Here is a 22,794-nt window from a genome sequence, read left to right as displayed (position 1 = left end):
GATGCCCATCGCCCGCCAGACGGTGACGGCCATCGGGTCGAGGAGGCCGACCTTGCCGCACAGCCGCCGGATCTTGGCCACCGAGCGCCGGACCATGGCGCGGGCCTCCTCGGACCGGTTGGCCTGGCGAGCCACCGGCTGGGGAACGCCGTTCGCCCGGGCGAACCGCGAGGTCGTCGACAGCATCTGGCGGGCCATGACCCCGAGCAGCACCGGAGCGACGAGGGAGAGCGCCCGCCGGCGGCCCGGTCCCAGCCGGGGCACCTCGTGCTCGAGATAGTGCCGGGCGAACGAGAGGTGGCGCGCCTCCTCGGTCACGTGGATGCGCATGATCCGTTCGAGCAGTGGGTGGATCGTCCCCCCGCGGCGAAGCTCGCGCCGCTGGACGTGGTCGATCGGGTCCTCACCCCCGAGGACGAACACGAAGAACAGCTCGGGGAACCTCCGCGCGAGCCCGACGACGAAGCTGGCACCCGCCCGGTCGACCTTCGAAAGCCCCCGCGCGTCGAACCCACTCCGGTTCACGAACTCCTGGAACATCAAGGAGTGGTGTGCTTCCTCGATCAGCTCGTGATAGCAGTACCGGAACTCGGGTGAGCGGTTCGGCAGCTCCGCCGCGAAGCGAAGGAGCCCCTGCTTCAGGATGCTCTCGAACTGGAGCCCGATCTTCATCTTGGACGCGACGAGGTCGAGACCGAGCGAGGCCTGCGTCTCGAGAGGGAGGTCGCGGTACCAGTCGGTGGCACCGAGCGGGTCATTGCCGTCGAGAGCCCAGCGCGGGTCGTGTCGGTCGATGCGCATCTCGGGCCCGTCCCAGTCGACGTCGGCGTAGGCGTCGAAGTGCTTGGTGACGGACAGATTGCTGAGCCGAGCGAGAAGGCCGTCCCATCCGGACTGCGCCTGAGCTTCCTCGTCTATCAACTCAGCCGGAACTACCGTCATGATTGCCTCCTCGCTGGCTCAGTGGGGGTTTGAAAAATGGTGGCGATCGCCTTGAGGGTCTCGAGGTAGTCACGCACCGGCCGTTGAAACTCGCTACCGGTGAGCCGCTGGAACGCCACACCGTCCATCACCGCGAAGCAGAAGGCGACTGCCATCTCGTCGAATTCCGGGTCGTGCCCGTCCTCGTTGGGAAAAAGATCGGAGTAGACGGCCCGGCACTCCTCTTCGAAACGCCGGTCCATCTCGCGAACCGCCGAGGCGAGCTCCGGGTCCGTCCGGGCGGCAACTTTGAGCTCGGCCACCGCGACGAAGCAAGGGCTCTCGAACATCGACCACAGAACGTCGACCGCGTGCTCGAGCCTGCCGTTGCCCGGTGGTACGTCGACGAACGCCTTGCGGAACTCCTCGACGCGCCGGTCGAGCAGCCGGGCAACGGCCGCGGTCATCAGGTCCGCCTTGGTCGGGAAGTGGTGCAGTTGCGCACCGCGCGAAGCGTGGGCGCGCCTGGCGGTCTCGGTCGTCGTCGTCGCCGCGTATCCGCGCTCGACGAGGCAGTCGATGGCCGCGTCGAGCAGGGCCGCGCGGGTGTCGATCGCTCGCTTCTGGAGCGGGCGGCCGGTCGGGCTGGTAAGCGCGGCCGGCGTCGGGTCGATGCACTCGGAGGCCATTTGGGATTTTTGTACCACCAGAGAACAAATCAGTCAAGACTGATTGTTTTCCCGCCGGAGCACCGGTGTCCCCAGTGATTGGCCGGTGATGGCTCAGTGCATGCGGGCGCTCGAGCCGAGCCCCACCTCCAGGACGCTTCCCGTTATGACACCCGGGTCCGTGACAAGGTAGAGCACGCCGCGGCTGACATCCTCGGGCTGCAGCCAAGGCTGGGGTACGGGATTGGCGCGCAGCATCTGCTTTATGAAGTCGTCCGGCACCTCCGCGTCGGGATCCGGCTGAACCATCGGGGTCTGCACCGTCGTCGGGCAGATCACGTTGACGGTGATCCCCTCCTTGGCGACCTCTAGTGCGAGCGACTTCGCCATGCCGATCGTCCCCCACTTCGTCGCGTTGTAGGCCGCCAGGTTCGGTATCCCCATGCGACCGCCCATGGACGAGGTGACGACGATGCGCCCGAACTTCTGGCGTCGCATCACGGGTATTGCGGCGCGAAGGATGTGGAAGACGCCACCCAGGTTCGTCGAGACCAGTTCGTCCCAGCCCTCGTCCGTCAGTTCCGCCAACGGACCAGTGGACACGACGCCGGCGTTGGCCACCACGATGTCGAGCCGTCCGAGCTCCCGCACCGTCTGCTCCACCGCCGAATCCACCGCGGCGGCATCGCGGACGTCGAGGCGCACCGCGAGGCAGCGCCGGCCCGCCTGCTCGACGAGCTTGGCGGTGAGCTCGAGATCTTGGCGCGTTGCAAGCGGGTAGGTCAGGGTGGACATCCGGCGTGGCACGTCGCAAACGACAATGTCGGCGCCTTCGGAGGCGAGAGCGACGGCGTGTGAGCGGCCCTGACCGCGCGCGGCGCCGGTTATCAGTGCGACCTTTCCGTCAAGAGATCCCATCGACGCCCGACCATAGCGGCGGTGCGTCGCCGGGCCTATCCTCCGGCGATGTTCATCGAGCCGATGGGCGAGCCGTTCAGCCGGTCCCGATTGGGTCTTTAGCCCCTACCTCCGCCGAAGAGCCCGGACGGACAATCGTCGTAGGCGGTCCGCCTTGGATTCGCCCATGACAAGCAAGGAGGTGCACAAATGACAGCACCCAGCCTGCGCATGGTTGTCGGCTTCGACGGCTCCGAGGGATCCCAGAAGGCGCTCCTGTGGGCCGCGGAGGAAGCACGGCTGCGCGGTGCCAAGGTCGACGTGGTCCGGGCCTGGTCGCCCGGAGAATTCGGCTCTGACGAGGAATTCGCCCATATCGTCGACAAGAAACTCGAAGAGGACGTCCACTCGCTACTCGGGAGCGATCCGGGGTTCGAGTTCAAGTTGGTGGTGCAGCGGGGCCGGCCTGCGACAGTGCTGATGGACCTGGCGAAAGAGGCCCAGATACTTGTCGTCGGCTCACGCGGCCACGGCGGTTTCGCCGGCCTGTTGCTCGGCTCGGTCAGCCAGCAGGTCACGACCCACGCGAGCGCGCCGGTCGTCGTCGTCGTCAAGAACTGACGGCCTGACACCAGATCCACACGGATCGAGTCAGCAATGTGGATAGACGAGCGAGGATCGGATGTCCTTGGCGTAGTCGAGTGCCGGCAGTTGCTGACCATCGGTGCCTCCAAACACTCGCCGGGCCACCTCGGCATCTCGGGGCCGGACGCACCCACGGTCCTTCCAGTCGATTATGCAATGTGCGGTCCGGGCGTCCTGCTCCGGGTGGGAGCGGGGCTGTTCTCTCACATCGCCGGCCAACTGGTCGCCTTCGAGGTGGATGGAATCGGCCAGGACGGCCGCCCGTGGAGCGTCCTGGTCCGGGGCCTAGCCATGGCGGAGCGGGATCATGCGGAGTGTGCGCACCTGCCGAAACCTCGCGTGAGCCAGCCGGGCCAGCACGTGGTAAGGATCCAGACACACGTCGTGACCGGCCGGCGCTTGGGCGCCGCCTGACTAATCAGAGCGCCGTTCGGGCGGCACGAGCCCCACGGGCTTGCTGCCCCTCGGCATCACTAGGGTCCCCGCCCGGCCTTTGAGGATTGCTTCCGCTTCGGCGAGCGCTCCTATCCCGGCGATCCCTCCCGTACGTTCCACGAAACGGCAAGCGGCATCGACTTTCGGCCCCATCGAGCCTGTGGGGAACTGCAACGAGCGTAGGAACGTCGGTTCCGTGAGATGGATCGGGCGCTCGCGGTCGGTGCCGTAATCGCGGAACACTGCGGCCACATCCGTCAGCATCAACAGGGCGTCGGCTCCTAGCTGCTCGGCCAGCAGCGCTGCGGTGGCGTCCTTGTCCACCACAGCTTCGACACCCGTCAACCTCCCGGACGGGTCACGTGACACCGGGATCCCCCCACCACCGGCGCAGACGACCATCACGCCGGCGTCCACCAGTGTGCGTATCAGGGGGATCTCGACGATGCCCAGAGGCGATGGCGAGGCGACGACCCGGCGCCAGTACGGACCGTCGACCTTGACGATCCAACCCGACTGCGACGCAATCCGTCTTGCCTCGTCCTCTTCGTAGACGGGGCCGACGAACTTCTGAGGATCGACGAACGCCGGGTCGGATAGCGAGACGATCGTCCGGGTGATGAGCGCTGCGACAGCCGTGCCCGGCGACCCTTCGTCCAGCGCCTGCAGCAGCCAGTAACCGATCATTCCCTGGGTTTGCGCGCTCAGAACGTCGAGCGGGTACGGCCGCGTGAGTGCCGGGTCTTTCGCTGATTCCAGGGCGAGCGCGCCGACCTGCGGCCCGTTGCCATGGGTGAGCACGAGCTGGTGGGCCCTCGCGAGCGGGAGCAGGGCCTGCACGGCCGCGCGCACGTGATGCTCCTGGATGTCGGCATCGGGAGCCTCTCCCCGGGTGAGCACCGCATTACCACCGAGCGCTACGACCACGCGCATCTCAGACCGGATCCCGCTCGAGGGGGCAGGTCATGCACCGCGGGCCGCCGCGCGCCCGGCCGAGCTCGCTGCTGGGGACGGTGATCACCTCTATGCCGGCCCGGCGCAGCATGGTATTGGTGGTCACGTTGCGCTCGTATCCGACGACGACCCCGGGAGCCACGGCCAGGAAGTTGGTGCCGTCGTCCCACTGCTCCCTCTCGGCGGCCCGCAGATCTTCGTCTGCGGACAGCAACCGGATCTTCTCGACATCGAGCGCGCCGGCCAGCGCTTCCCACAGGTCGGGCAGCCGCTCCGTAAGAGTGCCTCCCTCTGCCGGTGTGAGCCTCCACGCCCGCAGCGACGGATCGAGGTACGGGTACACGACGAACGCGTCGGAGTCGACCATCGTCATGACGGTGTCGAGGTGCATGAACGCCCTCGAGCGCGGGAGCTCGGCGGCGATCACTTGGGAGGCGGCCCCCTTCGCGAACAGCGAACCGGCGAGGATCTCGACGGCTGCTGGCGTAGTCCTCTCGCCAATGCCGATGAGAACGGCACCGTTGCCGATGACGTGTATGTCACCGCCCTCGACAGAAGCCGGCAGGTGGTCGGTGTCGTCACCGCCGTACCAGAACTCGAACCGGGCGTCCTTGAACATCGGGTGGTACCGGTAGATCGCCGTGCTGTGGAGTGATTCGCGCTGGCGCGCCGCCTTTGCCATCGGGTTCACCGAGACACCCCCGTAGATCCAGGCCGAGTTGTCGCGCTGAAACAGATGGTTCGGCAACGGCGGGAGCACGAAGTCGTCGTCACCGAGCACGTCCCATGTGAGGCCCTGCACGGACGCGGACCACCCCTCCTCGTCGCGACCGAGGCCCGACGAGGCGACCTGCAGGCGAGGATGGAGATCCGATTTCAGCACCCCGCCGATGAGATAGGTGGCGAGTGTCTTCCCGTCCACCCCCTCGGAGAGGGTCCGCAACGCGCGGACGAGAGCAGGCCCGACAACCTCCGGCGTGCAGATCCGATCGATCACGAATGACCGGCCCTCGGGTGTGTCCAGCGTCTCCGCCAACAGCTGCTCGAAGTAGAGGACCTCGACACGGTTTTGCGTCAAGGTGTCGCAGAACGAGTCGTGCTCGTCACGGGCGCGCTTCGCCCAGAGCACGTCGTCGAAGAGAAGGCTGCCAACATTGCTGGGACTGAGACGGGCCAATTCCAGCCCCGGTCTGTGCACGACAGCCTTGCGCAGGATTCCGACCTCTGATTGGACGTTGAAAGAGGACAGCGAAGCGTTCATTGCCAGTTCCTCCGTTTCACTGTCGACGCTAAGAAGACCGCCGCCGCAGGGTTAGGGGCTAAGGGCCCTACAAGAAGCACTAGCCCGTCCGATTGCAGTCGTGAATACCCGGGATGGGGCCCAACGGCCCTATCGATGCACCTGCTCCTGATCGGCATACCGATCTACGCCTTCTGGGCCGGCTCCGCTAGAAAGACCGGTCATGAAGAGAGTTGGGCCATGAAGGCAGCCGTTCTTCGCCAGGGCCATGTGGTGGTGGACGAGTTCGCCGACCCCCGGCCGTCATTCGGTCAGGTGCTCGTCGATGTGAAGGCGTGCGGGATCTGCGGATCCGACCTGCACTTCGTAAAGCACGGCGAGGAGATGCTGCGCCTGGCCGGCGAGATGCGTGGGCTTCCCGAGTTCGGGGACGCCCGCACGGATCTCGGGCGCGACGTGTTCATGGGCCATGAGTTCGCGGCAGAGGTTGTCGAAGCGGGACCGGATACCGAATCGCCCCCGGCTGGGACCCTCGTTACATCGTTGCCGGTAATGGTGACCATGAGCGGGGTGGAAACTCTGGTCTACAGCAACGACTTTCCGTGCGGCTACAGCCAGAGGATGCTCCTCTCCGCGCCCCTGCTGCAGGTAGTGCCGAACGGGCTCGACGCCAAGCGGGCCGCCCTGACCGAGCCGATGGCGGTCGGTTTGCACGCCGTCAACCGGTCACACATCGCACAGGGCGAGGGTGCACTGGTCCTGGGCTGCGGACCGATAGGCATCGCCGTGATCGCGGCGTTGAAGCTCCGGGGTATCGAGCCGATCGTCGCGGCCGACTTCTCGACGGTTCGGCGGGAGCTCGCCCTGACGGTGGGGGCGCACGAGAGCGTCGACCCGGCCGAGGAACCCTCGTGGGACGCATGGCAGCGAACGGGGGGCGGCCGCCAGCTGGTTGTCTTCGAGGCGGTCGGCGTACCCGGAATGATCAACGAGATCCTGCGGGCCGCTCCCCTGAACAGCCGCGTCGTGGTCGTCGGTGTGTGCATGGGCAGCGACTCGGTCGTCCCCTTCTGGGCGATCAGCAAGGAGATCGACATCCGCTTCGTGCTTGGTTACGACCCACAGGAATTCAACGATTCACTGCTGGCCATCGCCGAGGGGCGGATAGACGTGGGTCCGATCATCAGCGGAGAGGTACCAGTAGACGGGGTACCTGGGGCGTTCGCGGAGCTGGCCGAACCGGACCGGCACTGCAAGATCCTGGTCGTGCCCTGAAGACGTGCGCAGGACCTTTTAGGCGGTGGTCGCCTGCTTCTCTGCCAGGTGGTCCGTGATCGCCTTGCCTACCGCGTTGATGGCGGCGCCCATGAACTCCGGCCGGTTGGCCGCAGCCCAGTCGCGCGACCGGACTGCCCTCTCCGAGGAGCGCTGGAACCTCGGCATGACCTCCTTGGCGAACAGCTCGTATGACGAGAGGGTCGCCTGGCGGTCGGCCCACTCGTGCGCCATGAACAGATAGGTACCGAACCCGCCCGACTGCTCGATCAGCCGCTCGATCTGTGCAGCCGCCATGTCGGGTGTTCCGATCACGGCGATGCCGGAGGCGTTCATGGCTTCCAGAAGGGTGGTGTGGTCGTCGGTCGGGGGTGCGATCGGAAGAGCGGCCACCTCCTGGAAGTAGCGGACCCAGTCGGCGAGACCGTGCTCGACATCGGCGCGCGCCTGCTCCTCGGTCTCGCGGATGTGCATCGGACCGACGAGGCGCCACGAGCGTCTGTCGACCGTGGTACCGAACTTGGCGGCACGTTCCTCACATGTCTCCCAATGGGCGCCGAGGACATCGAAGCCGCCGGCGGTCGTCGCTCCCAACGAGAGCAGCGACACCCCGAACCGCCCGGCTGCCCTCGGCCCTGCCGGCGAAACCTGCGCTGCCACGGCCACCTCGAAGCGCGGGTGCGTATACGGGCGCAGTTGCAGGCGGGCGTCGCGGAGGGTGAACCAGTCGGTCTGCATGTTCACCGGCTCGTCTGTCGTGAGCAGCGCGAGGATCGCCTCCAGCGACTCCTCCATCATCTCTCTCTGCCTGTTCGGGTCGATGCCCATCATGAAGGCGTCGGAAGGTAGCGCGCCCGGTCCTACCCCGAACATCACCCTGCCCCTCGTGATGTGATCGAGCAGCACCATGCGGTCCGCCAGGATCAGCGGATGGTGATACGGCAGCGAACTGACACCGGTCCCCAGTTTGATGTGGCGGGTCCGCTGCGAGACAGCACCGATGAACACCTCGGGCGAGGCGACGATCTCGAAGCCTGCCGAATGATGCTCGCCGATCCAGGCCTCGTCGTAGCCGAGTTGGTCCAGGCGGACGATCAGCTCCATGTCGCGCTCCAGGGCGAGCGTCGGGTTTTGCCCGGCGGGATGGAACGGTGCGAGGAAGATGCCGAAGCGAAGGGGCCAGTCCATGCCGCACTCTACGACCGCCCCGCCGGGGGGTGCCCGTCCTGAAGAGGTTCTTTAGGGATAGCCGATGAGGAAGCGGGACGCGCTCTCGGCCAAGGCGGTCGCGGCGGTCTGCCGCCAGCCCGGGTCGGAGACCTTCGCGGCGTCCCCGGCGTTGCGCATGTTGGCGCATTCGATCAGCACCTTCGGCACGGTGGTGAGGTTGAGGCCGGCTAGGTCGCCACGCGGTTGGAGACCGTTGACACCGTCGTACGTGCTGACCGACTCACCTGTGACCGCTTCGAACGTGTCGCGGGTGATGGAGGCGAGGGTGTCGGACGAGGAGATGACTCCGTCGTTGGGCCCATCGGCGACCGGTTCGAGGACGGCGAAGCCATACCCGCCGGCCGGCCCGCCATCGGCGTGTATATCGAACATCGCGTCCGCCCCTGACGAGTTGCCGATGGCGGCCCGCTGGGTTATGCACGGCCCGACCCCACCGTTGCTGTCGCGGGTCATGACCACGGTCGCACCCTCGGAGCGGAGCGCGCCGGCGAGGCGGGTGGCCACGTCGAAGTTGAACGCCGCCTCGGTGTACCCCGCATCCGTCTCCGTCCCGGTGGTGTCACAGGATTCGTACGCACGCCCGTTCCATACCAGTTGGTTGATGTACGCGGGGTCGGATCCGTTGCCGCCGTTGTGGCCCGGGTCGATGGCGACGACCTGGCCGGCGAGCGAGTAGCCGGTCGTCTGGAACGGCGGGACCTGCAACGCCGCAGCGTCACCGAAAGCGTGAACCTGCCCGTTGCCGAGCAAGATCCAGTAGCCACCGCCGTCAGGACTGGCGATCATGCCGATGGCGGGGGCGGGCAGCTTGCTGGCACCGTCCGACCCGAGGAAGGGTGCATCCCCGAAGTTGAAGATCCCGCCGTCGCGTGCCACGAGCCAGTAGCCCTGCCCTGAAGGCGTGGCTGCCATGCCCACCACGGGCTGGTTGAGGCGGATAGAGCCCGTCGAACCGTAGAACCCGGCGTCGCCGAAGTTGAACACGCCGCCGTCACGCGCCACGAGCCAGTAACCCTGCCCTGAAGGCGTCGCCGCCATGCCGTCGACGGGCCGGTTCAGCCGGATCGATCCGGTCGAGCCGTAGAACCGGGCGTCGCCGAAGTTGAACACCCCGCCGTCACGCGCCACGAACCAGTATCCGTCGCCCGACGGGGTGCCGACTATCTGCAGTGCCTGGCCGTTGAGGTGCGCCCCTCCCATCGATCCGTAGAAGCGCGCGTCGCCGAAGTTGAACACGCCGCCGTCGCCGCCGAGGAGCCAGTAGCCGTTGCCGCTCCTCGTCGCCGTGATGCTCACGATCGGTGCACCGAGCTGGAGCGACGCGGCATCGCCGTGCGCGACCGCGTCCCCTTCGGGCGTCACAGTGCCGTCGGTGGTCGCCACCCAGTAGCCGCGGCCCGTTGCGGTGCTCGCCGCGGCCGTCACTACCGACCCGCCGCCGTAGGACGACAGGTGCACCGAAGCTGGCTGTTCCTCAGGCCGGGTCTGCTGATGGGACAGGTGCTTCACGGCGCCCGGCGTGCATCCCGCTAGAGCGGCCGCCACCACGAAGGCCACCACCAGGAGCCGTCTAGCCATCGTCCAGTGACTGTACAGATAGGCTCTGGCCGCTACACGGTTTTCTCTTTTTTCGAAGGAGAGTAGGCATGCTGGGGAAGCTGGGGGAAAGATCCGTTCGTCTCGCCGTCGGCGCGCTGGCGCTCGCATGGTTGGGCGTCTACTTCGTGCCGGCATCGGGTGCGGTTCAGGGCTCGTGGGTCAACCACGACCACGACAACTGGAGCGGTTGGGCCGACCCTTCCAGTCCCGGGTACGCCACCAACCCGCAGGGCTGCGACCCGCTCGTGCCGCAGCAGTGCATGCTCCCCTATCCCGACGACTGGCTCACCAGCTACGACCCGACCAGCCTCACCGGGCGGAAGCTGAACCTCAACCCGCTGGCCATGCCGCGCAACGCCGAGGGCAAGCCGATCGACCCGTCATCCTGGAACGACTGGAGCGACGGTTTCAGCGCCGGCGCGCAGATACTGACCGTCCTCCCCGGCGTGACCAAGAACGCCGACCTCGTGGCGTCCGGCATCCCGACCGACACGAGTATGTCGGCCAACGCAGCGCCTGACACGGGCGTGATCCTTCTCGACGCTGACACCGGTCAGACATGGCCGGTCTGGGCAGAGGTCGACCAGTACACCTCGGAAGCCGGGCTTCTGCCGGCGGGTGCAGTCGGCTCGGTGCAGCAGGATCTGATGATCCACCCCGCCGAGAACCTGCTTGACGGTCATCGTTACATCGTGGCCTTGCGCCACGTCCACGCCGACGACGGGACCGTCGTGGCACCTTCACCAGCTTTCAAGGCCTACAGGGACGGGACAGCCGGTTCGCTCGATCCCCGCACGGCCCACATGAACGGGATTTTCGCCGACCTGTCCGAGGCCGGCTGGGCTCGCTCCGACCTGTACCTGGCATGGGATTTCACCACAGCCAGCACCGAGAGCGTGACGAGCAGGCTGGTCTCGATGCGCAACGACGCGTTGGGCCAGCTCGGCCAGACGACCGCCGACATGAAGGCCGGCGTCGTGACGCCGTCCAGCAAGGCACCGGCCTTCACCGTCTCGTCGGTGGCGGACTACACGACGTCCCAGAACCCCTACGTGGCCCGTGAGATCACCGGGACATTCACCGTCCCTTGCTACGTGGCGCCCACCTGCTCGCCCCCGGTCAAGTGCGAGACATTGACTGCACCGACTCCGGCCGGCACGCCCTTCGACGACTGCCCGTCACCGGGCGAGTTCGCTCTCGACCCGACCAACCTTTATGCAACTCCCAGCCAGGTGCCGGGACAGACGTACCAGGCGGGCTTCATCTGCATCGTCGGGCAGAAGGGCTGGGGCACGGCATTGATGAGACCGGTCGAATACGGCCACGGCCTGTTCGGCAGTGACAGCGAGGTGACAGCGAGCCCGCAGGAGGAGATGGCCGGTCGTTTCGGGATGATGTACTGCGCCACTGACTGGTTCGGTTTCGCCGACGCTGACATACCCAACGCCGTGCTCGCACTGTCGGACCTGTCGAACTTCTCGCTGCTCATCGACCGGACCCTGCAGGGAGAGCTGAACTTCCTGTACCTGCAGCGACTGATGATCCACCCGGACGGGTTCGCCTCGAACGGTGCCTTCCGCTATCCCGGCAGTTCGGCGTCGTTCATAGACACGAGCGATGTGTACTACGACGGCAACAGCCAGGGCGGAATCTACGGCGGAACGGTCTGCGCGATCTCCGTCGACGTGAAGCACTGCAGCCTGGGTGTGCCCGGCATGGACTACGCGGTCCTCCTGCCGCGCTCCAGCGACTACGTCGCCACCTCGCCGCTGGGACCGTCGTCGCTGCTGTCGATCACCCCCTCCAACCCGACCGGCGGGTTGGGGTACTCGAACCTGTTCGACCTCTTCTACCCGGACCAGTCGGAGCGGCAGCTGACCCTCGACCTGATCCAGACGCTGTGGGACCGCGCCGACCCGAACGGCTACGCGACCCACATGACGTCAACGGCTTCCGGCGGCCTGCTTCCCGACACCCCGGACCACCAGGTCCTGATGCAGGTCGCATGGGGTGACCATCAGGTGGCTGACGTGACCGCCGAGGACGAGGCCCGGAGCATCGGAGCCGCGACGTTTGCGCCGGCGCTCGACCCGTCGAGGTTGTGCGGCGGCAACGACCCGTCGGGCGCGTACTGCTACTCCTCCTCAGATCCCTCGTGGGGGCTGCCGGCGATCACATCGGACACGTATCCCGGTTCGGCGATGGTGTTCTTCGACGCGGGCCCGGTCGGCGCCGATCAGTACGGCACCGATCCCCCGCCGCCGTCCGACGTACCCAACTTCACCGGGGGCGACCCGCACGAGGCGCCGAGACGGGCGTGCGCCGCTCAGGAGCAGAAGTCGGATTTCATGGCGGCCGACGGTCTCGTCACGCTGGTGGCTCAGCCGCCTTCGGGCTTGGCGCCCCCGCCGTACTTCTCCGGCGGTTGGCAAGGGACGTGCGCCCTGTCATAGAAATCCGGCTGTCAGATCGGGCAGTCACCGTCGGTGCAGACGGCGCCGTCTGCGACCACGGTCTCGGGCTCGGCGGGGTGCGAGCGGCCCCAGGCGCGTTCGAGGGTCAGGGCGAACGTCTCGACGTCCTGAGCGCCTGGGATCGCGAACGCTCGGTCGATGACGAAGAACGGCACCCCGGTGCATCCGAGCCGCGCCGCTTCGAGCTCGTCCGCCCGCACCTCCGCGACGAACCGGTCTCCCTCGAGAATCGCCCGGATCTCCCCCGGTTCGAGACCGACGCGCGAGCCGGTCTCCAAGAGAACGTCCGGTTCGCTGATCGGGAGCAGGTCGACAAAATAGGCCTTGAGGAGAGCTTCGTTGACCTCGCCGCCGGTGGCGTCGCCGGCGGCGTAGCCGAGGTGGATCAGGCGGTGGGCATCCAGCGAATTGCCGCCCTGCGTACGCGCAAGGTCGTAGTCGAGACCTTCCCTGGCCGCCAGGCGGTTCATGCTGTCGAGCCGGCCCGCGGCCTCCTCACGTGACATGCCGTACTTGGTGGCGATGTGGTCGGCCATCGTGCCGGACCGGCGGAACGGGGCCCTCGGGTCCAACTCGAAACTCCGCCAGCGAACCTCGACCTCGTCCTTGTGCTCGAAACGCTCCATGGCGGCTTCGAAGCGCCGCTTTCCGATGTAGCACCAAGGACAGACGACATCGGACCAGATCTCTACGAGCACGAGGGTTCCAACGTCTCCGGAGGCTGCCGTGTTCCTCCACCATGGCGAGAACCTCTTTACGACGCCAAGCGCTCCGGGCGGGCAGTAACGGTACGCCTCTGGGAAGGGTGCAGTGACCGGCTGGTGACCGCGTCCATGGCGCGCTGGCAGGCCTCGCTGACCGAAGCGCCGGCCTTGTAGGCGCGCTCAGCAACCATCACAGCAAGGTCCACCGCGCCCGGGTCGTCCGGGAACCGGGTCTCGGCCCACCCTCTCACCATCTCAGCGAGCACCAGTTCGCCGGTCACCTGCACCACCTCCAGTTCGGAACGGTAAGCGCGCAGGGCACCCCCTGCGTAGGGTCGAACGTCCCGAATTCCGGCTCGCAACGCGCACGAAGAACTGGCGGCCCACGAAAGGTGACGCAGGCGTCAGCGTCGAATCAGATGTCCGGAATGAGCAAAACTTCCGAAGTTACGGGCAGGTCGCGGCGGCGGAGGTTGCTGGTGGCGGCGGGCGCCCTGACGGCCGCCGCGCTGGCCGGCGGGCCCGCCATCGCCACATCCATGCCGAAGCCGGCGATCGTCGCGCCGGCGGCGACCCCGGCAGCACCGGTGGCGCCCGACAACCCCCGGCCGGGATCGTGTCCCGCCATCCCGTCCAACCAGGGCGGCCCGGGCAACGACACACAGACCACGACCGGCACCCCCCTCTGGCCACAACCGCCCACCGGCACGAACCCCGAGGACTACGCCGCGTATCTCCACACGGCAACGGCCACGCCACCCGTTCGGCCGGCGAACTGGGCCAACGGAGGCGGCGACTGGAAGCTCACCAGCGCGCGCAGCACCAACTCCCTCGTCTCGCAGAACCCCCAGGAGCTGTGCGGCGTGGAGGGCAACTCCGTCGACAGGGCCTGGCAGGTCACCACCGGGAGACCCGACACGGTCATCGCGATCACCGACTCCGGCATCGAGTGGTGCGACACGTCGGTGGTGGACAAGATCGCGCTCAACCGCGGCGCCCTGCCCTACCCGGAGAACGAAGCAGGCCTCACCAAACCACAACTCGAGGCGCAAGGCGTCACGTTCGCGGACGGCGATCCCTACGACCTCGACAACACCGGCATCTTCAACGTCGCGCAGTACGCCTCGGACGCCCGGGTGGCGGCAGCGACAGCGGCGAGCCCGTCCAAGGGCCTCTTCTGCGGCAAGTACATCTCGCCTGAGGACCTGATCCGCACGTTCGGATCTCCGTCGTCGCCGTACTACTACCCGAGCCCCAGCGCCGGTCCCGAGGACCCGCCCTACCCGGGTCAGGTACCCGCCGGGTTCACCGAAGCGATCGCGGGCTGGAACTTCGTTGACAACACCAACGACCCCTACGACGACGTGCTCTACGGCCACGGCAGCGGTGAAGCCGAGGACTCGACCGGGGCTGCCGACGCGATCGGCCAAGAGGTCGGAGCGTGTCCGAGCTGCACCGTGCTGCCCATCCGGGTCGGCGAAAGCTTCATCGCATCCTCCAGCGACTTCGCCCGCGGCGTCCTCTTCGCGGTCGACAGCGGAGCCTCGGTGTTGCAGGAGGCGCTCGGTACCCTCGACGTGACCACAACAGCCGCCCAGGCGATCGCCTACGCCAACGCTCACGGAGTCCCGGTCATCTCGAGCGCCGCAGACGAGGAGGCCGAGCACAAGAACGAGCCCGGCGACCTCCCGGGAACGATCGTCGTCAACAGCGTCACCCAGTCACCCTCGGAATCCGGCGGCGGGCAGAGCCTCGGCCTGTACCAGCCCCCGAGCTACCTGTACCTGAACGGTTGCACCAACTACGGGGCGAACATCGGAGTGAGCGTCGAGAGCGCGAGCTGCTCGTCGGAAGCGACCGGCAAGACGGGCGGCGTCACCGGATTGATCGAATCCGAGGCGCGAAACCTCCTCGGTGCCGGCAAGCTCTCGCCCTACCCGGGATTGAAGAACGTGGCAGGCGCGCCGGTCGCTCTTTCATCGACGGAAATCCGCGAGCTGATCGAGATGTCGGCGGACGACATCGACTTCCAGACAGCGGTCCTTCCGAGTGCGAGCTCGCCGTTCGCCGCACCGCCGGACAACTACGCGGTTGCGTCGCCCGTCCCGACCACCCGGTACCCCACGCAGCCGGGGTTCGACATGTACACCGGCTACGGACGGCTCGACGCTGCGAACATCCTCGACTGGCTGTCCGCCGGCAAGATCCCACCGGAAGCGTCGTTCGGGGAGATGCAGTGGTTCCAGACCTACGACCCGTCGCAATCGCTGCCGGTGCCGTTGCTCGCTGCGGCGGTGCGCACGTCCGGCACCTACCACTGGCAGCTGCAGTACGGCATCGGAACCCAACCCGGGCCCGGGTCGTGGTACGACATCGCCGGGGGGACCGGGTCGGGCGGACCGGGCGGGGCGGCGGTGAGCGAGACCTTCAAGCTGAGTTCTTCGATCTTGTCGAAGATCGCGTCGCAGTTGCCTCCATCCGACAACGGGACCGCGGCGGGAGGGCGACCCCAGCCGGATGCGGACGCATTCACGTTGCGGCTGGTGGTCAGCGACGCCGGCGGGCTCATCGGTATGGACCGTCGCACCGAGTACCTGCAGCACGATCCGACGCTGCTCACAGGAACCGCCGTGCAGCCGGCCGAGGGAGCCGGGGTCGTGAGCAACGAGGTACCGGCAACCGGCTTCGGCGGCTCGGTCGACGCCGCACCGACGCTTGCACCCATTGGTCCCGGCGGCAAGAACGCTTTGATCGTTCCCACGGCCGACGGCACGATCCACGCGTACTCACCCGACCCGAGCGGGAAGATGTCGGAGCTGCCTGGATGGCCCGTGCGAACGGAGCTTCTCCCGGGGCAGGCGGAGCTCACGGCGCACGAGGCGGCGTACACCAGCGGCTCCGTGACGGCAGAGCCGCACTGCAGCATCGTCGGGGGTGTCGCGGTCGGGAACCTAACGGGGGAAAAGACCAGCCCCGACGTGGTCCTGTCCGACATGTGCGGGAACGTCTACGCGTGGGACGCCGGCGGAGCCTTGTTGCCGGGTTTCCCCGTCAACACCACACCGGCCTATTCGCGAGATCCCGCGCCCTATGCCGGAACGACTTCCGGTACCGACCCCTCGGTGGACCCGCGGGACCCGAACAACCGCCTGCTCCCGGGGATCGTGGGCGCTCCGGCCCTCGCGGACCTGACAGGCGACGGACACCTCGACGTCGTCGTGTCCTCGCTGGACCGTCATGTGTACGCCTGGTCTCCCTCGGGCGAACTTCTGCCGGGTTACCCGGTGCTGGTCGCCGACCCCGCTGAGGTCGCCGCCGTCGACCCGGTCACCAACCACGTGACCTTCAAGCCCGGGGTGGACGTCCAGATGGGCTCGATGATCCTCGACACACCCGCGATCGGGAGCCTGGCCGGCGGGGACGGGCCACCCGATCTCGTGATCGGAACCGACGAGGAGTACGGGTGCAACCCGGCGACGGTTCCCGGCGCCAACCTCGCCGAGAAACCGGGTGACCCGAACTGCGCGATCAGCGAGGTCAACGCGGTCAACTGGGGGCTCGACGCGGCGGGCGCGTCGCTGTTGAACCCGGCCAACAGCCGGGTCTACGCGCTCAACGCCTCAGGCAGCGCCACGTCGGCGAACTGCTCGCACGGGACCGCCCAACCGGACGCGTGCGCGATCCGCCCCGGCTGGCCGGCTCAGATGGTCGACCTCGACGCGGGGCTGCTCCCGGACGTGGCAGATGGGACCACCGCTTCGCCGGCGCTGGCCGACCTCAGCGGGAACGGGAAACTCGACGTCGGCGACATGACCTCTGTAGGGCCTGCGTACATCTTCAACTCGTCCGGCCAGTCGATCTACGGCAACGGCCCGGACGGCGAGCCGATAGGACTCTCCATGTCGGCGGTCGGCCCGCTCGCCAACTCCCAGGACGTGCCGAGCATCCCGGGTCTCGGAATGCCGGTCTTCGCACCATTGGGTGGCGGGGCGCCGGGGACGAGCTTCGTGGCTCCTGCGGCCTCGCTAGGCAAGGCTCTCGACGCCGCCCTGCCGGCGGAGCAGTACGCCAACGACAACCAGGTCGACGCCTGGAACACCTCGACGGCGACCATGCAGGCGGCGTTCCCTCAGGTGGTCAACGACCTCCAGTTCTTCGACCAGCCCATCGTCGCCGACGTCGCCGGTGCGTCCGGAGGACCGTTCGTGGTGGAGGGCAGCGCCAACGCGGACATCCGCGCCGTGAACTCCGCGGGCCAGGAAGCACCGGGATTCCCCAAGTTCACCGGGGGGTGGGTGGTGAACAGCCCGTCGTTTGGCCCCTTGGGATCATTGGACGACCAGGTAGTGGTGGCCGGGACACGCGACGGAGACCTGTTCGTGTGGTCTACATCCACGCCTCGGTGCGCCTCGAGCGGACCGTGGCCGCGTGAGCACCACGACCTGTCGAACACCAACAACCTCCAGTGGACCGCTGCTCTGGAGCCGTCGTGCCAGTGAGACGTGGGCGACTAGCTGTCCTGGCGGCCTGCACCGGCCTGATCTGCCTGCTCACCTACCCGGCGATGGCGACGGTCGCGACCGACCCGGCATTCGAGGTCGGCGCCGCGCAGACCGACATCACCCCACCCGCACTGGCGACCTCAGCAGGCCAGGCGTTCGACGCGTCCGAGTTCGTGCCGGCGTGCGGGTCGTCGGAGGCGCTCGTGGCTCAACTGTGGCCAGGCAAGCGCTGGCGGCGGACGGCAAGGAAACGGCGGTGCTTCCGGGGATGTTCGTCGACTCGGGCGGGCACACCTGCGACAGCCCGTTCCCTACTGCGGCGGGATCCTGGGTTACCGGGTGCTCAGGGTTCACGGGTGCAGTCGGCGTCGAGGTGGTCGAATCCGGAGGATCCAAGTCCATAATCGACGTGGGAACCGCTCCGGGCGATGCCAGCAGGTGGGCAACCTACCTGGCGACACCGGACAGTGGCACCGCCGGCACCGCATTCGGCTACTCGACTTCTACCCGAGGTGTCATCGTCGACGGCCAGGCGGTGTTGATCGATGTCGTCGCCGGCGCTTCGGCGCTGTGATTACGGGACCCTCTTTAACGGCAACCGTCCACGAATAGCCCGAGACGTTCGAGGTTCCCACGAATCGTCTTGCTCTTGCCTTCGGGCTGCGTGGCGATGTCCAGGGACGGGCAGTAGATGTCCGCCTCTCCGCAGAAGAAATGAGGGGAGCCGCGCACGCCGCGGTCTATGCCCTCCTTCCAATCGGCTACGACCGTTGCATAGTCGTCGGGGCCCGGCGGGCCGAGGTCGTAGTACCGGCCGATCCGGCTGAGGATCACCGGATCGGACACGTCTTGCCCGTGCTCGAACAGGAACTCCCTCACCTCGAAGCTCAAGGACTCCCCCACCCGGTACCCGACCTTGTATCCCTTGGCGACGAGGGCGAGCACGGGAATCGTCGACTTCGGGAAATGTGAACCGTCGAATTCTTCGAAAAGGTAGGGCGTCGCCTGCTCGCGCAGCTCCACGCTGTGCCGGACCGCGTGGTCTGCGTCCATTGGTTTGCCATTGACCCACTCGAGTGGCCAGGAGCGTACCCAGATCCGGACGTCGCGGCGATCCTCCGCCCCGAGCTGTTCGCTCAGGGCGTGGAGGCCGACGTGTGTGAACGGGCACCAGATGTCGGCGAAGACCTCGATTACTGTCGGGGACCCGGTGTGTTCGTAGTTCATGGGTATTCGTGCATTTCAGCTACGGGTGAGGACCACCTTCAGGGCACCGGTGTCGCCCGCACGGGAGAACACGTCGTACGCCTCGAGGAAGTCGTCCATCGGAAAGTGATGCGTGACGAACCGGTGCGCGTCGACTTGGCGCCCGGCCGTGAGCTTGAGCAGAGTGGGCGTGGAGAACGTGTCGACGAGGCCAGTCGTCACGGTCACGTCTTTGATCCAGAGATCCTCGAGGTGCAGCGTCACCGGCTCGCCGTGAACTCCGATGTTGGCAACCCGGCCGCAGGGGCGGATGAGCCCCGCAGCGAGCTCGAACGTCGCCGGCACCCCGACGGCTTCGATGGCCACGTCGGCACCAAGGCCGTCGGTGAGGCTCTTGACGACCTCTATCGCGTCCTCCCAGTCGTTGTTGACCGTGATGTCGGCACCGAACAGCTTCGCCGCGTCGAGGCGCGTGTCGGCCTTGTCGATCGCGATGACGTGCGCCGGGCTGTAGAGCCTCGCGCCCATGATCGCCGATAGTCCGATCGGGCCGGCCCCGACCACTGCGACGACGTCGCCGGGCGACACCCGACCGTTCAGAACGCCGACCTCGTAACCCGTGGGCAGGATGTCGGCCAGCATCAGGAGCTCCTCGTCGGAGACGCCGGCCGGGGCCAAGTAAGTGGACGTGTCCGCGAAGGGGACCCTCACGAACTCGGCCTGGGTGCCGTCGATCTTGTGACCCAGGATCCAGCCGCCCCCGCCCAGGCACTGGCCGTAGCGACCCTCGCGGCAGAACCTGCACGCCCCGCAGGCGGTGATGCAGGAGACCAGCACCCGGTCACCGACCCGGACATTCTTGACCGAGGAGCCCACGGCTTCGATCGTGCCGACCGCTTCGTGACCGAGAATGCGTCCGTCCGTGACCGCCGGGACATCACCCTTGAGAATGTGAAGGTCGGTGCCGCAGATGGTCACGGCGTCAACCCGCACGATGGCGTCTGTGTCGGCCTGCAGCGTCGGGTCGGGGACTTCCTCCCATGCCTTGCTGCCGGGACCGTGGTACACCAATGCACGCATGGCGTCCCTCCTCGTTCGTTTGACTGGTGCGACCGTAAGGGCGAGTGAGTGGTCGAGGACAGAGTCGAAGGTCCCTCCGCCAGAAGAAAGGGCGTTCGCCCCTACACGGAGGCTGCCGGTCCGGGTCAATCTGGTTGATGACACAAGACCCATCAAATAGAAAAGGAGGAGCTATGGCACTGGTGCGGCGCGAGTCGCCGAAGGCTTTCGACGTGTTCGACCGCTTCTTCGGGCGCTATCCCGACATGTTTCGCCGGCCGATAATGCTCTGGCCGGACACCCTGGAAGACACCCTCAGGGTCGAGGAGTACCGCGAGAACGGGAACCTCGTCATCCGAGCCGATCTTCCCGGGATCGACCCGGAGAAGGACGTCGAAGTGACGCTCAGCAACGGCACCCTGCGCATCTCAGCGGAGCGCAAGCAGGAAGAGACCACTGAGAAGAAGGACTTCTACCGCCACGAGTTGCGCTACGGCAGCTTTACGCGGGAACTGCAAATGCCGGAGGGAGCGTCCGAGGACGACGTCAAGGCCGTCTACAAGGACGGGGTCCTCGAGGTACGGGTCCACGTAACGGAACCCGCTCCGGAAGAGCCGCCCAAGAAGATCCCGGTGGCAGCTAGTTGACAGTCGCGTTCCGGGGCCGGCCGCGGCGGGCGAAAATGCCCGCTGATGGTCGGTCCCTTCGCGCGGTCGAATCCGGAGGGTACAAATGGGAGAGAAAACGACGTTGAAGGAATTGACCGCCTCGGAGTGCGCTGGGCTCCTGGCCGCGGGGCGGTTCGGGCGCTTGGCGGTCATCGCAGACGGCCAGCCGCTGATCTTCCCGGTGAACTACCTCTACCGAGACGGGGTGATCGTCTTCCGAACAAACAGGGGAACGAAGCTCGCGGGGGCCGATTACGCGAGGGTGGCCTTCGAGATCGACGGCGTCCATCCCGACGGCCAGACCGGATGGAGCGTCGTAGTGCGGGGCCGGGCCTACGAGGTCACCGAGGCGTTGGGGGGCAACGCCGAGACTGTGAAGACGGCCGCTATCCCGTCTGCTCTGCGCGACGAGACCGATGCCGTCGTCGAGATCATCCCGGAGTCAGTCACGGGGCGGGAGATCGGCAACTATCCGAGCAGCGCTTCGTTCGCCCCGCTGGATCCCGTTTGGGTCGACTGGCCCCACCGGTAGCGGGAGCCGATGGCCCTGAGCTGGGGGGCTGCCTCGCCAGGGAGGCGATTCTCGAAACCTCGGGCCGGAAGGTCGGACAGGTCCGACAGGGCATCGTCGAGGATCCGGAGGATCTCATCACAACGCTTGCTCGGTGACACTTCGACGCCTCCTTTCCGGCTCGTTGGATGTCAATCTCTCATTCAGACGTTTCCGGTGGTAGGGCCCTTCGTCCCGAGCCGACCGGCAAAGGGCCTCGTCGAATGCCCACCCCCATCAAGTCCAGGACAGCGGCAGAGGTCTCGGCGATACCCCGGGTGGTGTCCACCTCGGCCGCCGTGGGCCAAGCCCGCTGGGAGCGGGCCATGTGGTGGGCCACATCGGCGGTCGCGTCGGATGCGGTGCGAACACTGGCCCGCCCCGATAGGCGTTCCTCGATGAGTTGCATCGGTGCCACGCATCGAAACTCGTGCAGGTCGGCCGATGTTTCGTCTGCAAGGGTCTGCGCGGCAGTCCGCCAGCTGGGCTCCGCGAAGGTGGCGTCGAGCACCACACTGCGGCCGAACCGCAGGTGCGATCTGGCTCCTTCGATCAGCGCGTCGTAGGTGGAGCGGGTCATCGCAGGCGAGTAGATGCCCTCGCCGATCGACGCCGGAGCGGGCGTGGTGGGCGTCATTCCTGCGAGCCTCTTGCGGATCTCGTCCGACCGGATCCTGGTCCCTCGTATGGCGTTGGCGACTTCGAGCGCCAAGGTGGACTTGCCGGTGCCGGGAAGTCCACCGATCACGACGAGGCGAACCCGGCCTTCCTCGAGATGTTGCGCAGATATCGCAAGCAGACCGCGCGCTTCCGCGGCGGACTCGGTATCACCTTGCCCATATCGCAGGCCGGCCACCATGGAACGCACCTGCGCCCTGTACGCGACGTAGTGGTGAGCGAGAGAGTCAGGCCATCCGTCGCCCGAAGCGTCGCCGTATTGCTGTAGGAAGAGCCGGCCGAGGTCGGGGCGGCCGAGACGTTGGAGATCCATCGCGAGCGAGGCGATGTCTCCGAGTACGTCGATATAGCGAAGGCGATCGTCGAACTCGACGCAGTCCAGGACGCGCGGGCCGTCGTCGAGGCAGAAGATGTCGTCACACAGGAGATCGCCGTGCCCGTCGCAGACCCGTCCGGTGGCCGCCCGTGAGGCGAAGAGTGCTTCTCGACCGGCGAGATAGCGCCGTGCCAAGGAGTCGACCCGCTCCATGATCTCGGAGTCGAAGATCTGGCCGCTCAGCGGCTCCATCTCGCGCTTGTTGGCCCGCCACCGCTCGAGCATGGCGGGAGCGGTCGCGCAGGCGTCGATCTCAGGAGAGCGCCGGGCCTTGTTGTGGAACGTTGCCAATACACCGGCAATTTGTCGGAGAAGAGCTTCGACTGGTGCGTTGCTGCCGACGAGGACAGACAGGCGCCGCTCATCGGGGAGCCGCTTCATGACGACGAGGTGCTCGCACGGCGAACCGTCCGGGCCGAGAACGTTCGCGACACCCAGGTAGACGTCGGGGGCCAGTCGCGAGTTCAACTCGACCTCGCGTTCACAAACGACTCGCCGAACCTCGGGTTGCGTGAAGTCCAGGAACCCGAAGGCGACGGGCTTCTTGAGCTTGTAGGCCCTGTCCCCCAAGAAGAAGACGACCCCGGAGTGGGTTTCGATCACTCCCGCGAACGGATCCCGCGTGTCACGGTGCACGATTCAAGCCTTCGTTCGACCGCCACGAGAGCGCTAGGGTCATCCGGCTCTATCCAAACGTGGCCCCTGAGGGCCAC

20 protein-coding genes are annotated in these 22,794 nt (G+C 66.9%); 8 read left to right on the top strand and 12 right to left on the bottom strand.

Annotation, left to right across the window (positions count from 1 at the left end; genetic code table 11):
• The 3 genes from VNF71_01985 to VNF71_01975 form a co-directional block, all read right to left on the bottom strand.
• The coding region (locus VNF71_01985; protein ID HVA73321.1) for a diiron oxygenase at window positions 1-942 on the bottom strand (942 nt) is incomplete at its 3' end.
• Complete coding sequence (locus VNF71_01980; protein ID HVA73320.1) at window positions 939-1,610, bottom strand: TetR/AcrR family transcriptional regulator; 672 nt, start codon at window positions 1,608-1,610, stop codon at window positions 939-941. The genes VNF71_01985 and VNF71_01980, both read right to left, overlap by 4 nt.
• A 93-nt stretch (window positions 1,611-1,703) precedes the next feature.
• The gene (locus tag VNF71_01975; protein ID HVA73319.1) at window positions 1,704-2,507 is read right to left on the bottom strand and encodes a mycofactocin-coupled SDR family oxidoreductase; all 804 of its coding nucleotides are present in this window, start codon (window positions 2,505-2,507) and stop codon (window positions 1,704-1,706) included.
• Between the two features lie 189 nt (window positions 2,508-2,696).
• Here VNF71_01975 and VNF71_01970 point away from each other — a divergent pair, with 189 nt between their 5' ends.
• Together VNF71_01970 and VNF71_01965 are read left to right on the top strand one after the other, a co-directional pair.
• Window positions 2,697-3,107, top strand: coding sequence for a universal stress protein (locus tag VNF71_01970; GenBank protein ID HVA73318.1), 411 nt, complete (start codon window positions 2,697-2,699; stop codon window positions 3,105-3,107).
• Between the two features lie 36 nt (window positions 3,108-3,143).
• The gene (locus VNF71_01965; protein HVA73317.1) at window positions 3,144-3,545 is read left to right on the top strand and encodes a pyridoxamine 5'-phosphate oxidase family protein; all 402 of its coding nucleotides are present in this window, start codon (window positions 3,144-3,146) and stop codon (window positions 3,543-3,545) included.
• Here VNF71_01965 and VNF71_01960 read toward each other — a convergent pair whose 3' ends face one another.
• Together VNF71_01960 and VNF71_01955 are read right to left on the bottom strand one after the other, a co-directional pair.
• Window positions 3,546-4,499 (bottom strand): carbamate kinase, encoded by a 954-nt coding sequence (locus VNF71_01960; GenBank protein ID HVA73316.1) that lies wholly within the window; start codon window positions 4,497-4,499, stop codon window positions 3,546-3,548.
• A 1-nt stretch (window position 4,500) separates the two neighbouring features.
• On the bottom strand, window positions 4,501-5,781 hold the full coding sequence (locus VNF71_01955) for an arginine deiminase (protein HVA73315.1): 1,281 nt from the start codon (window positions 5,779-5,781) through the stop codon (window positions 4,501-4,503).
• A 219-nt stretch (window positions 5,782-6,000) separates the two neighbouring features.
• Between VNF71_01955 and VNF71_01950 the strand changes: the two genes are divergently transcribed.
• Entirely contained in the window at window positions 6,001-7,035 is a 1,035-nt protein-coding gene (locus VNF71_01950) for a zinc-binding dehydrogenase (GenBank protein ID HVA73314.1), read from the top strand.
• Between the two features lie 18 nt (window positions 7,036-7,053).
• Here the strand turns inward: VNF71_01950 and VNF71_01945 are convergent, their stop codons facing one another.
• Both VNF71_01945 and VNF71_01940 read right to left on the bottom strand, forming a co-directional pair.
• Complete coding sequence (locus tag VNF71_01945) at window positions 7,054-8,223, bottom strand: LLM class flavin-dependent oxidoreductase (GenBank protein HVA73313.1); 1,170 nt, start codon at window positions 8,221-8,223, stop codon at window positions 7,054-7,056.
• A 51-nt stretch (window positions 8,224-8,274) separates the two neighbouring features.
• Window positions 8,275-9,843 (bottom strand): N-acetylmuramoyl-L-alanine amidase, encoded by a 1,569-nt coding sequence (locus VNF71_01940; GenBank protein HVA73312.1) that lies wholly within the window; start codon window positions 9,841-9,843, stop codon window positions 8,275-8,277.
• Between the two features lie 68 nt (window positions 9,844-9,911).
• Here VNF71_01940 and VNF71_01935 point away from each other — a divergent pair, with 68 nt between their 5' ends.
• On the top strand, window positions 9,912-12,317 hold the full coding sequence (locus tag VNF71_01935; GenBank protein HVA73311.1) for a hypothetical protein: 2,406 nt from the start codon (window positions 9,912-9,914) through the stop codon (window positions 12,315-12,317).
• A gap of 11 nt (window positions 12,318-12,328) precedes the next feature.
• On the opposite strand, the gene VNF71_01930 is transcribed toward VNF71_01935, so the two are convergent.
• Both VNF71_01930 and VNF71_01925 read right to left on the bottom strand, forming a co-directional pair.
• The gene (locus VNF71_01930; protein HVA73310.1) at window positions 12,329-13,036 is read right to left on the bottom strand and encodes a DsbA family oxidoreductase; all 708 of its coding nucleotides are present in this window, start codon (window positions 13,034-13,036) and stop codon (window positions 12,329-12,331) included.
• A gap of 56 nt (window positions 13,037-13,092) precedes the next feature.
• Window positions 13,093-13,323 (bottom strand): hypothetical protein, encoded by a 231-nt coding sequence (locus tag VNF71_01925; GenBank protein HVA73309.1) that lies wholly within the window; start codon window positions 13,321-13,323, stop codon window positions 13,093-13,095.
• Window positions 13,324-13,470: 147 nt separating this feature from the next.
• Here VNF71_01925 and VNF71_01920 point away from each other — a divergent pair, with 147 nt between their 5' ends.
• A complete protein-coding gene (locus tag VNF71_01920) occupies window positions 13,471-17,541 on the top strand; it encodes a S8 family serine peptidase (protein ID HVA73308.1) in 4,071 nt (1,356 codons plus the stop codon).
• A 217-nt stretch (window positions 17,542-17,758) separates the two neighbouring features.
• Window positions 17,759-18,118 (top strand): hypothetical protein, encoded by a 360-nt coding sequence (locus tag VNF71_01915; GenBank protein HVA73307.1) that lies wholly within the window; start codon window positions 17,759-17,761, stop codon window positions 18,116-18,118.
• Window positions 18,119-18,132: 14 nt separating this feature from the next.
• Here VNF71_01915 and VNF71_01910 read toward each other — a convergent pair whose 3' ends face one another.
• On the bottom strand, window positions 18,133-18,771 hold the full coding sequence (locus VNF71_01910) for a hypothetical protein (protein HVA73306.1): 639 nt from the start codon (window positions 18,769-18,771) through the stop codon (window positions 18,133-18,135).
• Between the two features lie 15 nt (window positions 18,772-18,786).
• A complete protein-coding gene (locus VNF71_01905; GenBank protein ID HVA73305.1) occupies window positions 18,787-19,830 on the bottom strand; it encodes a zinc-dependent alcohol dehydrogenase family protein in 1,044 nt (347 codons plus the stop codon).
• A 173-nt stretch (window positions 19,831-20,003) separates the two neighbouring features.
• On the opposite strand from VNF71_01905, the gene VNF71_01900 reads away from it, so the two are divergent.
• Entirely contained in the window at window positions 20,004-20,456 is a 453-nt protein-coding gene (locus VNF71_01900; protein ID HVA73304.1) for an Hsp20/alpha crystallin family protein, read from the top strand.
• Between the two features lie 85 nt (window positions 20,457-20,541).
• On the top strand, window positions 20,542-21,009 hold the full coding sequence (locus tag VNF71_01895; protein ID HVA73303.1) for a pyridoxamine 5'-phosphate oxidase family protein: 468 nt from the start codon (window positions 20,542-20,544) through the stop codon (window positions 21,007-21,009).
• 178 nt (window positions 21,010-21,187) lie between these two features.
• On the opposite strand, the gene VNF71_01890 is transcribed toward VNF71_01895, so the two are convergent.
• Window positions 21,188-22,717: an AAA family ATPase gene (locus VNF71_01890; GenBank protein ID HVA73302.1), complete on the bottom strand. Its 1,530-nt coding sequence runs from the start codon at window positions 22,715-22,717 to the stop codon at window positions 21,188-21,190.
• Window positions 22,718-22,794: the final 77 nt, after the last annotated feature.

Source organism: Acidimicrobiales bacterium (genome assembly GCA_035533095.1).
Taxonomy (GTDB): domain Bacteria; phylum Actinomycetota; class Acidimicrobiia; order Acidimicrobiales; family Palsa-688; genus DATLUM01.
The sequence above is the reverse complement of the archived record's forward strand: the minus strand, read 5'-3'. Positions and strand labels throughout refer to the sequence as shown.

What these genes read in the sequence shown, in the direction of transcription:
- VNF71_01980 (HVA73320.1), bottom strand. Translation starts at nt 1,610, where the DNA reads ATGGCCTCCGAGTGCATCGACCCGACGCCGGCCGCGCTTACCAGCCCG.
- VNF71_01975 (HVA73319.1), bottom strand. Translation starts at nt 2,507, where the DNA reads ATGGGATCTCTTGACGGAAAGGTCGCACTGATAACCGGCGCCGCGCGC.
- VNF71_01970 (HVA73318.1), top strand. Translation starts at nt 2,697, where the DNA reads ATGACAGCACCCAGCCTGCGCATGGTTGTCGGCTTCGACGGCTCCGAG.
- VNF71_01965 (HVA73317.1), top strand. Translation starts at nt 3,144, where the DNA reads ATGTGGATAGACGAGCGAGGATCGGATGTCCTTGGCGTAGTCGAGTGC.
- VNF71_01960 (HVA73316.1), bottom strand. Translation starts at nt 4,499, where the DNA reads ATGCGCGTGGTCGTAGCGCTCGGTGGTAATGCGGTGCTCACCCGGGGA.
- VNF71_01955 (HVA73315.1), bottom strand. Translation starts at nt 5,781, where the DNA reads ATGAACGCTTCGCTGTCCTCTTTCAACGTCCAATCAGAGGTCGGAATC.
- VNF71_01950 (HVA73314.1), top strand. Translation starts at nt 6,001, where the DNA reads ATGAAGGCAGCCGTTCTTCGCCAGGGCCATGTGGTGGTGGACGAGTTC.
- VNF71_01945 (HVA73313.1), bottom strand. Translation starts at nt 8,223, where the DNA reads ATGGACTGGCCCCTTCGCTTCGGCATCTTCCTCGCACCGTTCCATCCC.
- VNF71_01940 (HVA73312.1), bottom strand. Translation starts at nt 9,843, where the DNA reads ATGGCTAGACGGCTCCTGGTGGTGGCCTTCGTGGTGGCGGCCGCTCTA.
- VNF71_01935 (HVA73311.1), top strand. Translation starts at nt 9,912, where the DNA reads ATGCTGGGGAAGCTGGGGGAAAGATCCGTTCGTCTCGCCGTCGGCGCG.
- VNF71_01920 (HVA73308.1), top strand. Translation starts at nt 13,471, where the DNA reads ATGAGCAAAACTTCCGAAGTTACGGGCAGGTCGCGGCGGCGGAGGTTG.
- VNF71_01910 (HVA73306.1), bottom strand. Translation starts at nt 18,771, where the DNA reads ATGAACTACGAACACACCGGGTCCCCGACAGTAATCGAGGTCTTCGCC.
- VNF71_01905 (HVA73305.1), bottom strand. Translation starts at nt 19,830, where the DNA reads ATGCGTGCATTGGTGTACCACGGTCCCGGCAGCAAGGCATGGGAGGAA.
- VNF71_01900 (HVA73304.1), top strand. Translation starts at nt 20,004, where the DNA reads ATGGCACTGGTGCGGCGCGAGTCGCCGAAGGCTTTCGACGTGTTCGAC.
- VNF71_01895 (HVA73303.1), top strand. Translation starts at nt 20,542, where the DNA reads ATGGGAGAGAAAACGACGTTGAAGGAATTGACCGCCTCGGAGTGCGCT.